Here is a 12834-nt window from a genome sequence, read left to right on the forward strand (position 1 = left end):
AAGTGAGACACGCCGCACCAATGCCTTAAGTGTGGTGAGACAGAAACCGCCAATGCATCATCTGTAGTGAGATTGCCTCAACTTAGATGAGACAGGACAGCAACGCAAAGTTGGAAGTGAGACACGCCGCACCAATGCCTTAAGTGTGGTGAGACAGAAACCGCCAATGCATCATCTGTAGTGAGATTGCCTCAACTTAGATGAGACAGGACAGCAACGCAAAGTTGGAGTGATCCGCACCTCTGCCTGTCCGTCCATGTGCCATGGACTGCAAAAATCATTAAGTTTACAGAATCTCCATTATCGGCGATCAAACGGTGAGGGTAGAAGTAGCCGAGAGATACCAGATGTCCGTTGTCAGTTGAGTTGGCAGTTTTGTCAGAAGACGCGGCAGCTTACGGGCGGGCGGCGATTGTGTCAGTTAATGTGGCAGCGTGACTTTGCTTCCGAGCAGCGGCTCGGGTCGAAGACTCACTGCGCGAGCAGGCCCGCCGCGGGACTGAGTGGCCTGAGAACCGGACAGCCACAAACCATGCAACTACTCAGGATGCAGCTACGTACCTACGGAACCGCCAAATCGAATGACAATCAAAACGCAGGACCGCTGTCAGTAGAACTGGCATTTTCCCACGTCAGCACTGCCAGATTCACTGACAACGGACACCAGACAGGAAGGAACTGGACGCTTCATCACTGCGGGGGTTGCCTCGCCAGCATGACCTACTACTGACGCCCGGAATCTACAGCGCCGTTAGGCCGCCGTCCACGGTAAAGATACCTCCGGTGGCGTAGGCGGAGTCATCACTGGCGAGAAACACCATGATTCCTTCGACGTCCGCTGCCGTCCCTGGGCGGCCCAGCAGGGTGGAATTCACCAGTCCTGCACGGCTGACGGGGTCATCCGCTATCCTCTGCACCAATGGAGTTTCCGTGTAGCCCGGAACCACCGTGTTCACGCGGATCCCGGCGTGGGCGTAATCCGCCGCCACCACCCGCGCCAATCCGTGGACTCCTGCTTTGGAGCTGGTGTAGGCGGTAAATGTCTGGCCACACCCCACAACGGCCGTTGGGCTACCGGTGCAGATGATGGAGCCCCCGCCGGTTTCCAATGCCCGGACAGCGTATTTGAGAGTGAGGAATGCGCCGCGCTGATTGATACTGACAGTCTTTTCCCAGACTGAAAGGTCAAGGTCACCCACTTTGGCATCCTGGCCAAAGAGTTGGACGCCCGCGTTTGCCACGACTATATCGAGGCGGCCGTCCCCGGCGATGGTTGCATAGGCGGCAGCCACACTTTCCTCGTCCGAGATGTCCATAGTGAGGGCCCGCGCGCCCTCAGTGCCGGTGGCCGTAGCGGCCTTTTCGACGGCATCGGCATTTATGTCGGCGAAGTAGACGGTGGCCCCTTCGGAAATGAACCGCTGGGCAACGGCAAGGCCTATCCCGGAACCTGCCCCGGTGACCAGGGCAGTTTTACCTTTAAGACGCAGCCCCATCGGGTCTCCTTTCGCTAATGTGGCGCCGACCATCGAGTTTGATGACTAGTTTGTATCGTGGTCAGCTGCTCGCCCGGGAAATGCACATGGCCGGCCGAGCAAGCCCCGAGCGTCAGCTGGCCATCCGTTTAATAAACACGCCCCTTCGGCGGTTCGCTATCCGTATAGTTGCCCGCGGCCCTATTACCACAGCTGCAATTCGTCTCGATCTCTAGGCGTACTTGAACGGTTGATTGGTTTTCAGGGACGGTTATGACCAGCGTTCGTTCGTTTTGGGCTGAATTTGTGCTCATTATGGTTCCTGTCTTTGACTTACTCTGGCCAGAGGTCGCTTGGTCAGGTGGATTTTTTCGGGGGAATGACGACAGACTTGATGGAGTAGGGGTCTTCAGATCCAGTTAGCAGCGCTGCTTCGACCTCCTCGAGACTGAAGCGGTGCGTAACCATGGAGTCCAAGTCCACCTTGCCCGAGGCCACTAGCTCTATAGCGGTGGGCCATGTGTTGGTGTAGCGGAAAATTCCCGTCAGTTCTATCTCTCGGTTTTGTATAAGGGAAACTGGCAGCTCCACCTTTTCCGAGCCCATGCCCACAAGTATTGCTTTTCCACCCGGCTTTACCGCCTGAAGACCGGTACTGATGGCCGGCGGGGCACCGGAGGCGTCCACGAAAACGTCGAAAAGCGCACCACGTTGGGACGGATTATCGCTTTGGGGGTCCAGGACCTGGGTTGCACCCGCTTTGAGCACGAACTCGCGCCGGTGGGCTGCAGGGTCGGAGACGGTGATCTCTGTGGCTCCGAATATCCTGGCAACTTGCGCTACCAGGATGCCTATGGGCCCGGCTCCGGCAATAAGGACTGTGCTGCCAGGGGTAACGGCCGCCTTGCGGCAGGTGGCGATGGCAACGGAAAGCGGCTCCATCAGCGCCGCGGCTTCGTCACTCACGTGGTCGGGCACGGTGTATGCGTAATCAGATTCGATCGCTGCGTATTCTGCAAACGCACCGTGAACAGGGGGTGCTGCGAAGAACTCGATGTCCGGGCAGAGGTTGTAGCGACCGCTTTTGCAGTATTCGCAGGATCGGCACGACTTTTGCGGTTCAATGGAAACTCGCTCGCCAATCCGGTGTGTGGGCACGTTTCCTCCTACAGCGACAATCGTCCCCGCCGCTTCATGGCCTAGGATCAGCGGCTCGTGCACACGCATGTCGCCAATGTGGCCATCCTTGAAGAAATGCGTATCAGACCCACAGACGCCTACGGCAGAAACCTGAACCAGAACTTGGTTTTCCGTCAATGCAGGGACAGGAACATCCTGTACGTGGACCGTACCCGGTTTTAACAGGAGGCTCGCTCGCATGGTGGCTTGGGAGCTCGGTAAAAGGGTCTGAGGCAATTTAGCTACTTTCCTTGCTGAAATAGGAACCGAATCAGCCGACGCGGCAGCACAGCCGTGCTTACCCGTATGCGGAGTTCTGTTCTCGCCGCTGACGTGGGCTGCTGATCGGCGAAGGTGCCGGATGGGTCGAGTCATGGGTGGTGCCCTTTGAAGAAGAGGAAGAGCGGTTTTTGGAATAATCAGATTCGCCAGAGCGTGCATGGATCTCGGCGACGACCACACGGACGTTCTGAGACTTCAGCCGGCGGATGTCTTCAGATGCCGTCTGGGAGTCAACGATTACGACGTCGAATGCGGTTAAGGGCGCAAGCGAGTAGAGGGCGCGTTTCTCGAACTTAGTGTGGTCAACCAGGAGAATCCGTTTGGCTGAAGCATTGAACATCGCGCGCTTGATGTCCACTGTTGCCTCGCTTTGAAAGAAGCAGGTGTCGTCCGTTATCGCTGCAGTGGACATGATGAAGACGTCCGCCCTCAACTTGTTGATTGCCTCGATGGTCGTGCCGCCCATGAACGAACTGCACCAGTTGTAGTAGCTGCCGCCCAGAGCTACGAGGGAGAGGCCCCGGATGCCCTTGAGCTCGTTCATTAGCGTCAACACGTTGGTGATAACCGTCAAGGGCGTCCGTGACGAGATGTGGTAGGCCAACTCGTGCACCGTAGTGGAATCGTCGAGGAAAATTGCCTGCCCCGGTTCGATGAACTCAAGGGCAGCGCGCGCTAACGCCCGTTTTTCCGCGCGCTGTTGTCCGCTACGGAAAACATCGCTGGATTCGACGAGGCTGGATGACAATGCAGTGGCCACTCCCCTCGATTTTCGGAGGAGACCGCGAGCTTCGAGTTCATCCAGGTCGCGATGAACAGTCATTTGACTTGTTCCGAAACGCTGGGCCAGTTCATCGATGCGCACTGCCCCTTCGGCCATTACCGCCTCGGATATCGCTCTTTGTCTTTCTCCCTGACGGGAAAGACGTGATGTCTTGGCGTCTGCCTCAGATTCCATTCGAGCTCCTGAACTTATGGAGACGTACCGGCGATGCCCGGGACGGCCCCTCTACGCCGTCCTCGTAATTTTTGCGGGACGTGCTGCTTCTCCAATGATGCTTGACAGTGCATCGACGTCGTGTGCGAACCGGCCCAGGAACAAGCCGTCCACACCCGGTCCGAGTTGCGTCATTAGACCTGGCCCTGCGCTTCCTCCGTAGATGACGGACCAGTCATCAAACTGGTTTTGAATGCTAAGCCACTCGCGAATGAGCGCGCATACGCCGGTGATGTGCTCAGCTGACGCGGGATTGGAGGCGCCGATAGCCCAGACGGGCTCGTACGCAACAACGACCGCGCCGGTTGACTTTCCAGTTTCCAGTGAGAGGGCCGAGCGGAGTTGCCCGATGCAGGCGGCCGCGGCCGCCTCAACCGGCGCCTCTTCAATTTCCCCCACGCAAAGCACGGGGATTAGGCCGTTCTGCAGGGCAGCATGTGCTTTAGCGGCCACAACTGTGTCATCTTCACCGAAAATACGGCGCCGTTCCGCGTGCCCTACTTCCACATAACGGCAGCCGGTTTCCCGAAGAGCTGCGCCGCTTACCTCGCCTGTATAGGCACCTTTGTTCTGCCAGTGGAGATTCTGCGCGCCGATAAGCACGGGTGTATCGGCGAAAATTTGATTGGCCGGCACCAGGGCCTGGAAGCTGGGGAGCACAAAGAGCTTCACGTCGCCCTCCTGTAGGGCAGGGTGGCGTTTGGCCATGTCGGCTACCTCCCTGCACCACTGGAGTGTTTCATTATGACCGAAGTACAGTTTTAGGCTGACTCCAAGGAGGGCCGGTTTCGGTTCACCTTTCACGTGAACACCGTGCGCGTTGTCTGGCGAGAGTCATGCATTGCGGTCTGCCTCGTAATCGCTCATCAGTTGTACTTTTTCAGCCGAGGGTGAGTTCTCGTCGAACCGATACGTGAGCCACTCACGGGCCAGGCGCCGGGCAAGTTCCAGCCCTACGACCCGCTGTCCGAATGTGAGTACCTGGGCATTGTTACTGAGAACGGATCGTTCGACCGAATAGCTGTCGTGCGCCGTGACGGCACGAATCCCCTCGACCTTATTGGCGGCGATAGCTACCCCAAGGCCAGTGCCGCAAACCAGCAGGGCACGATCAGCGGTTCCGGCAGCTATCATTTCGGCGGCTGCCAGAGCAATGGTCGGGTAAGCGGTCTGGCCGTTCTCGTTGACGCCCACATCCTGAACCGATTCGACGCGCTCGTCCTTTTCGAGGTCCGCCTTCAACGCCTCTTTGTATGCGTATCCCGCATCGTCGCTGCCGATTACGATTCGAAACTTTTCATTCATTGCCTTCTCCTTTTGAATCCAGGGCGTGCTCAACCGCCCTGATGATCATGGCCATTGAAACGGCACCCGGGTCAGGACTTCCCATGCTTTTTTCTACATGGGGGCGTGCTCGACCAATTTTGGGAACTAGTGATGCCGTTGATTTAGCGGCGTGGTCAGCGGCATCTGCCGCTGCGTGCCACGTTTCGTCCAAGGACCGTCCGGAATCAAGCCCTTCAGTGAAGGCTTGGCCGAACGGAATCAGAACATCAATAAGGGTTTTGTCTCCAAGCTCAGCTTTACCGAAGTCCATGACCCGTCTTCCCGCCTGGGTGATACCCAGGGATATACGGGCGGCAGTCGGCGCGTCCTCATCGCCCAGAGATTCACCAATTGAATTGAGAATCATTCCCCATAGGGCCCCTGAGGTTCCACCCGCTCGGTCGGCCCACGCGTCACCGGCAAGGGTCAGCAAGGTGCCTGCTCCGGCACCATCAGCAAGGGCTTTTCGCCCTGCATCGGCTGCGGCCCTGACGCCGCGTTGCATGCCAATCCCGTGGTCTCCGTCTCCTGCGATGGCGTCCAGGGCACCGAGGTCGGCCACATTGTCGTCAATCACGGACTGGGCTGCATCTAGGAGGGATTGAACTGTTCCTGCTGCCTGCCGGGAAGCCGAGGAAGCGCTCGGGAGCTCTTTCTTTACTTCCTGATTTAGTTCATCAGCGGCGTAGCGAGGACCGGTATCAGTGACCGCGCCTCTGCGAAAGGCCGGAGTGCTCGCCGGGGCCGTCCAGTATTTTTCGAGTTCATAATCAAGCCAAAAGAGGCTCAGCGATACACCCGCCATTTCAAAGCTCGTCACGAGCTCGCCGATTTCGGGCTCCACGGGAGTCAGTCCAGCGAAGTCCAGAAGCTGTGCGATTTTTCTGTATACGACGAAAAGCTCTTCGGACTTCACGGCCCCGAGGCCATTGAGTATGAGCCCCACACGGTTCCCGTTCATTTCCTCCGGCGCTTCGGAGAGCAGAGAGCGAACCAAGAGCTCCGCAACTTCGTCGGCTGTCGGAAGATTCTGTTCGCTAATGCCCGGCTCACCGTGGATTCCCATGCCAACTGCCATTCTTCCCGCTGGCACAGTGAAAAGGGGAGTTGTTGAACCGGGTAGGGTGCATCCGGAAAACGCAACACCAAGCGATCTGGTGTTGCTGTTTGCGAGCGTCGCTATGCGGAAGACATCATCTAGGTTCAGTCCAGCATCGGCGGCGGCGCCGGCGACTTTGAAGACCGCGAGATCCCCGGCGATTCCTCGCCTTTTCGCCGTTTCGGCTGCAGATGCGCTGGCGATGTCGTCAGTCACCGCCACCATGCGGGTAGGAATTCCTTCTGCGTTCAGGCGGTCTTGGGCCTGGGTGAAGTTGAGGACGTCCCCGGCGTAGTTGCCGTAGGTCAGGAGGACTCCACCGCCGGCATGGGCTGCCTTCGCCACAGAATAGATCTGCTGAGCAGAGGGCGAGGCGAAGATGTTTCCCATTGCTGCACCATGAGCCAGCCCCGGCCCGACAAGGCCTGCAAAGGCGGGATAGTGACCGGACCCGCCGCCGGCTACCACAGCGACGTTTCCCGGGGCGGTGCCGTTGCTGCGAACCACGCCGCCAGGCACCTGGCGGATCCACTTGGGATAAGCCGCCGTGAGTCCCTCGGTTAGCTGCTCGGCGAAGTCGAGCGGATTGTTGAACAGATAAGCCATGAGTTCCTAGTGTCCTTGAGCAGGAGGGTGTAAATGTTTGAGCTGTCGGGCCGGCACCAAGTTATTGAGCTGCTGCCGGCCCGACGGCCATATCTACTCTGAAAGGGTGAATGCGGACGTGTACTTAGCCACGTTGTCCTTGGTGATCAGCGTGCAGTCAAACGCCTGCTTCTCCTCCGCGGCGTCGGTCTTACCCGTCTTGATGAATTGATCGGCCATTTGTACTGCCTTTTTGGAGAACTCGGCGACCGGCTGGAGGACTGTGTAGGTCAGGGACCCTGCTTTGACGGCCTCCGCAGCGTCAGGAGCGCCATCAAAACCGCCCACCGTGACTGTCTCCAGCTTTCCTGCTTCCTTGAGTGCGGCGATAGCGCCCAGTGCCATCTGGTCATTGCCGGCTAGGACACCCTGGAGGTCGGGATGGGCCTGCAGCATGGACTGCATCTTGTCGTGCCCTTCCTTCTGGTCCCAGTTGGCAACCTGCGCATCCAGGAGCTTCAGGTCTGGGTACTGGGAGAGGACGGTAGCGAACCCGTTGGAACGGGTTGCCGCGTTGTTATCAGACGGTGCGCCTTTCAGTTCAACGTAGCTTCCCTTGCCACCCATTGCCTTAACGAACTCCTGCGCGCCCAGGGCCGCTCCCTGAGCGTTATTTGAGACCAGCTGAGCTTTTGCCAGACCCTGTTCGTTAATTTCCGCGTTTACGAGGAACACCGGAATGTCAGCTGCGACAGCCTTTTGGACGGCTCCGATGGAACCGTCGGCGTTCGCGGGATCGATGATGATGGCAGCGGATTTATTCGTGATCGCTGCGTCAACGAGGTCACTTTCGGCCTTCGTGTCTCCCTTGTGGGATGTGACGTCAACCTTGTATCCCAGCTTCTCGCCCTCGGTCTTTGCTGCGTCGCCCTCCGTAGCCCAGTAAGGATTTGCGGGGTTGTTGACGATTACAGTGAGGAGATTGCTGCTACTCGCGCCTGCCGATTCCGAGGTACTTCCTGTTCCTGTTGACGCTCCACAGCTGGTTACAGCGAACAAGGTAGCGCATGCAGTAAGTAGGGCTGCAGCTTTGCGGTTCATGTGATCTTCCTTCTAAAGGTGTGTGATTGTTAGCGGGATAGTCTTAGGACACCGGCTGATTCGGGGTCCCCTGGAGCATCTTCTCCGGGGGCGCCGGCGCCGCTACGGTTTTAACCTCTTTGACCTTTTTGGACCGGTACTCGAGGCGGTTAAGCATGACGGCGACCACGATTACAGCGCCCTTGAAAACCATCTGCCAGTATTCGGACACGCCGATGATCACCAGGCCGTCGGAGAGGAAACCAATAACGAACGCACCCAGGAGGACTCCACGAATGTTGCCTCGGCCACCGGAAAGCGCAGCACCACCAATGACGACAGCTGCAATCGCGGTCAATTCAAAGGAGTTGCCTGTTGTGGGATTCGCCGATGTAAGTTCTGAGGCGATGATGACACCGGCAATCGCTGCGCATACACCGGAGATCACGTAGATGCTTACCTTGACCTTTTTCACGGGAATGCCGGACAGCTCTGCCGCACGTTCGTTTCCGCCGGAGGCGTAGAGCCACCTTCCGAAGGCAGTGCGGGTCAGTACCAGGCTCCCGATTAGGGCTATGACTACCATCACGAGCACACCCGTTGGAATGCCGAATATGCGGTTGAATCCGACCCAGTCGAAGCCGGTGTTACCAAGCTCGGGGTTGCCGCGGAGGTTGGAGTATGTGAGTCCGCCAGTGATCAGCAGCGCAGCGCCCCGGACCACATACAGTGTTCCCAGCGTCGCCACAAAGGGCGCAACCCCAAACCGTGATACGAGGGTTCCGTTGATCCAGCCGACGAAGGCGCCGACCCCGACTGCGACTAGCACAGCAACCCATACGGGCGGGTAAAGGGTGACACCCAGTGCCGGAATCGGCACCCCCTGCATGAGGAAACCTGCAACAACCCCAGCAAGTCCTACAGTGGAACCTACCGAAAGGTCGATTCCGCCGTTGAGGATAACCATGAGCATGCCGACGGCGAGAATCGCGAAGACCGCAACGTGTGCGGACATGGTCAGGAGGTTGTTGACGCTTAGGTAGTTTGGCGACAGCAGGGAAAAGATCACTGTGATGACGATCAGGGCGATGAAGGCGCGCCCTTCAAGGAGGAGCCGGGGGATGTCAAGGCCACCGGAGAGCCATCCTGGGCGTGCTCCTGGCAGCGTGCGTGCAGAACTCATGTCTAGTGTCCGTTCATGTTTGATGCTGTGGCGGATTCACCAGACGCCGCCATAATTTGCTCTTTGGTTGTAGTTGCTGCGTCGAACTCGGCTGAGATTCTGCCTTTGCTCATGACAATCACCCGATGGGCGATGCTTAGGCATTCCCCTACTTCAGATGTGGAGTAGAGGACTGCCAGGCCTTTCTCCGCCAATTCCGACAGCAGACCGAATACTTCTGCCTTAGCTCCGACGTCAATGCCGCGACTTGGCTCGTCCAAGAGGATCACTTTGGGATTGGTAGCAAGCATTTTCGCGATGACGACCTTTTGTTGGTTGCCGCCGCTGAGGGAACCGATGGCCGCCCCGGGTCCTGCCGTTTTGACTCGCACATCCCGTATTCCTTGCGAAACCAGAGTGTCCTCTGCCGTCCCGGAGAGCAGCCCGCGCTTGATAAAGGAGCCAAGGCTGGCAAGGGAAAGATTCCGGCCCACCGACATGGTCTGGACCAAGCCGTCCCGCTGCCGGTCCTCCGGTACCAGGCTCAACCCCTGCTGAATTCGCTCTGCGATGGAAAGGCCGTTCAGGTCTTTGCCTTGGACCTTTACCTGTCCTCGAAGGAGCGGCACTCGTCCCGCAGCAGCTTCAAGCATTTCGGTTCGTCCGGCTCCCATAAGGCCGTAGATACAAACAATCTCCCCTGAATGCACAGTCAGGGAGACGCCATCGACGGAGAGACGGCCTGGGTTGGATGGATCAGCTACCTGAATCTCATTGATTTCCAGAGCAACATCAGAGAATGCGATGCTCGCAGGCGGTTGTCCGAGGTCAAAGTTTCGCCCCACCATGTTGCCAACGATCCAGTCCAGGTCCACATTGTGGGTCTCTTCGTGGGCGACAATTGTCCCGTCTCGAAGGACTGTGGCGAAGTCCGAAATTTCGATCGCTTCTTCAAGATGATGTGAGATGTATACGATCGACACACCTGTAGCGGTGAGATCGCGCATGACCTTGAAAAGGACTTCAACCTCACTGGCGCTCAGCGCCGAGGTGGGCTCGTCCATGATAAGGATCCGCGCGTTGACAGAAAGTGCCCGGGCGATTTCTACGATTTGTTGTTGTCCGAGCCGAAGATCTGCCACGAGAGTGTCCGGGTCAATCGGCTCCTCGAGCCGGGCCATGAGTTCCTGGACGTTTTTTCTTTCCGCCGCGTAATCGACGCCTCCGGCAGGGCCGGTGATCTCCCGGCCCATGTAGATGTTGTCTCGCACGCTCAAGTTAGGGCACAGGCTTAGCTCTTGATGAATGATCGATATGCCTTGATCGCGGGCTTCCACCGTGTTGGCAAATCGAACGGGTTTTCCGCGCAGTTCAAGGTGGCCTGACGTTGGAGCTTCGATGCCGGAGAGGATTTTCATCAAGGTGGATTTCCCGGCACCATTTTCGCCGAAGAGGGCAGTAACCTTCCCCTCTGCAACTTCAAAGTCCACACCCTTCAGGGCATGCGTTCCGCCGTAGCGCTTTTCGACATTTACGGCCCGGAGGATAACGCCGGCGTTCACCCGGTCACCTCGAACTTGACCGGGGTGATGATATAGGCGGCCGGATTGATCGGCTGAAATGCGCCGGTTACCGAGACGGTCTTTCCCTCGAGATTAGACTTGTCCACGCTGTCCAGGACGACTTTCTTGACTTGGTTATTCAGCTCAGCGCCAACATTCTGGTATTCAATCTGGTTCTTGAACTGCGCAAAGTCGACCTTTCCGGTGGCGTCCCGGATGGCTGTTCCGTTGATCGCCGGGCCCATTTGGACGAGGACCTTGATATCCGCCGGGACCCCTTCAACCTGGACAGGAAGGAGTCCGTTGGCATCCATCTGGCCCGCGATACCCGTCAGATTCACTGAGTAGACCGCCGGGGATGACCCCGTCACCACCCCGTACTGCTCAGCCGCGCCTGCTGGATCCGCTTTTAGGGCGTTGCTCACGACAGCCAGGTCCTCGGCCCTATCAGAAATTTCCGGGGCAATTTCAGATTCGAATTTTTCTTGTGCAAATGACTGGGGGCTGAAGGTGCCAGATGCTGCGCCCGAGGCATCTGAGCCCGTAACGATTTTGGTGCTGGCGAACATCAGGACCAAAAGGATCAATGCTGCTGCGCCGACGACGAGTCGGACGGGCTTCTGGGTTAGGGAGTTACGTGTGCTCATACGTGGAGTCTTTGCTTTGTCGGCGTCAGGGGGAGGGTACTAGTCATACTCATTGGAGAATTTGGGACGTTACGTCATTGGGCCGGATCTGCAACTTGCGCCCGGTGCCCTTGCGGAACTTTTCCAGAGCCTCGTCGTAATCATCCAGAGTGAACGAGTGGCTGATCATGGGGGCGCTCTTGATGGCTCCAGCTTCGAACATCTCAACAGCACGGCCGAACGTGTTCAACACCGCCATCGTTCCCACAATGTTGATCTCGTCCCGATACACACGGAAAGGTGAGTATCCCGCTTTCGCTTCTACTGGAGCGACCCCGAAATGCTGGAAAGTTCCTCCTGCTTTCACACGCGGCAGGCCGTCTTCAATGGCGCGAATAACTCCGGTGCAGTCAATCACCACGTCCCACTGGTCCCGGTCGGCGTCATCAGCGCTCGAGAGAACGTTCTCGATGCCCACTTCGCGGGCTGCCTGGAGGCGGCTTTCGTTCAGGTCGACAATAGTTACGCTTGCGGCCCCGGCCCTTGGGGCAAGCTGTGCCATCAGCAGTCCCATGGTGCCTGCACCGTATACGAGGTAGTGCTCACCCATTTTGCGCGGCAGGATGTCATAGCCACGAATTGCACAAGCGAGCGGCTCGATCAAGGCTGCCTGGTACAGATCCGTCTCGGGCTTGAGCTTGAAAACGTTACTCACTGGAGCCTTGAGGTACTGGGATGCCGCACCGTCGCTGGCGACTACCCCGAGCCCATTCCAGTTCCGGCACAGGTTCCCGCGCCCTGTGAGGCAGTATTCACACTCACCGCAGGTTGTGCTCGGGTTCACCGCAACATGGTCTCCGATTTCGAGACTGGTGACAGCTTCGCCGACTGCGGTGACAATACCGGACGCTTCATGCCCTGGAATGAGTGGAAAGACCGTCCCTTCAAACTCTCCGTCCAGGACATGAGTGTCCGTACCGCAAATACCCACGGCGGCAACTTCGATAACTACTTCCTTGGGTCCGGGCACTGGGTCCGGAACTTCTCGGAGCCCAAGTTGTCCCGGGCCTTCGAAGACTATTGCTCGCATCTGCTTTGACGCTCCTGTTCCATAAGAACGCACCGCCTCTGCTCTGATTCGGTGCCGTTGTTGAGTCACCCGTTACTGACGTGTCGAGCGAACCGAGATGTTCAGCGTGTTAGAAGCATGTGATCTTGGTGCTGAACCGTGTTATAAATAAAACATAGCTGTGAGACATCTCACTGTCAAACATTGCTGGTTGCACAGGGAAACGACCCGCATTGCGGCGGTGGAGAAGGCGCAAACCAAGCCAGTGGCTGACTTGCTTGGCGCTGATGCGCTCATAGGGCGCGACCCTACAGAATGGCGCTGAAGTCGTCGTCCATGACGGGAAGCGATGGATTCTGCCAACATCATTCGCCGCTGTGGCGTCTCGTCCT

Annotated in this window: 11 protein-coding genes; all 11 read right to left on the reverse strand. The window is 57.8% G+C overall.

Annotated features, from left to right (window positions below; translation table 11 throughout):
- Nucleotides 1-740: 740 nt before the first annotated feature.
- Entirely contained in the window at nucleotides 741-1496 is a 756-nt protein-coding gene (locus tag ASF98_RS18770; protein WP_055805153.1) for an SDR family NAD(P)-dependent oxidoreductase, read from the reverse strand.
- 336 nt (nucleotides 1497-1832) lie between these two features.
- Entirely contained in the window at nucleotides 1833-2855 is a 1023-nt protein-coding gene (locus ASF98_RS18775; RefSeq protein WP_055805598.1) for an NAD(P)-dependent alcohol dehydrogenase, read from the reverse strand.
- Between the two features lie 97 nt (nucleotides 2856-2952).
- Nucleotides 2953-3894: a DeoR/GlpR family DNA-binding transcription regulator gene (locus ASF98_RS18780; protein ID WP_082506938.1), complete on the reverse strand. Its 942-nt coding sequence runs from the start codon at nucleotides 3892-3894 to the stop codon at nucleotides 2953-2955.
- Nucleotides 3895-3945: 51 nt separating this feature from the next.
- Nucleotides 3946-4737, reverse strand: coding sequence for a triose-phosphate isomerase family protein (locus tag ASF98_RS18785; RefSeq protein WP_055805156.1), 792 nt, complete (start codon nucleotides 4735-4737; stop codon nucleotides 3946-3948).
- Nucleotides 4738-4767: 30 nt separating this feature from the next.
- Entirely contained in the window at nucleotides 4768-5238 is a 471-nt protein-coding gene (locus ASF98_RS18790; protein WP_055805160.1) for a ribose-5-phosphate isomerase, read from the reverse strand.
- Nucleotides 5231-6964: a dihydroxyacetone kinase family protein gene (locus ASF98_RS18795; RefSeq protein WP_055805163.1), complete on the reverse strand. Its 1734-nt coding sequence runs from the start codon at nucleotides 6962-6964 to the stop codon at nucleotides 5231-5233. Before ASF98_RS18795 ends, ASF98_RS18790 begins: the two co-directional genes overlap by 8 nt.
- Nucleotides 6965-7057: 93 nt before the next feature.
- Nucleotides 7058-8044: a D-ribose ABC transporter substrate-binding protein gene (locus ASF98_RS18800; protein ID WP_082506939.1), complete on the reverse strand. Its 987-nt coding sequence runs from the start codon at nucleotides 8042-8044 to the stop codon at nucleotides 7058-7060.
- A gap of 43 nt (nucleotides 8045-8087) precedes the next feature.
- A complete protein-coding gene (locus tag ASF98_RS18805; protein ID WP_055805166.1) occupies nucleotides 8088-9206 on the reverse strand; it encodes an ABC transporter permease in 1119 nt (372 codons plus the stop codon).
- A gap of 2 nt (nucleotides 9207-9208) precedes the next feature.
- Nucleotides 9209-10747 carry a sugar ABC transporter ATP-binding protein gene (locus ASF98_RS18810; RefSeq protein ID WP_055805169.1) on the reverse strand — a complete coding sequence of 513 codons (1539 nt, stop codon included), beginning with the start codon at nucleotides 10745-10747 and terminating at the stop codon, nucleotides 9209-9211.
- Entirely contained in the window at nucleotides 10744-11394 is a 651-nt protein-coding gene (locus ASF98_RS18815) for a DUF2291 family protein (RefSeq protein WP_082506940.1), read from the reverse strand. The genes ASF98_RS18810 and ASF98_RS18815 overlap by 4 nt, the downstream gene beginning before the upstream one ends.
- A gap of 49 nt (nucleotides 11395-11443) precedes the next feature.
- A complete protein-coding gene (locus ASF98_RS18820; RefSeq protein WP_235506078.1) occupies nucleotides 11444-12403 on the reverse strand; it encodes a zinc-dependent alcohol dehydrogenase family protein in 960 nt (319 codons plus the stop codon).
- Between the last annotated feature and the right edge of the window lie 431 nt (nucleotides 12404-12834).

The organism is Arthrobacter sp. Leaf337 (assembly GCF_001423745.1).
In the GTDB taxonomy this organism is placed as follows: Bacteria; Actinomycetota; Actinomycetes; order Actinomycetales; family Micrococcaceae; genus Arthrobacter.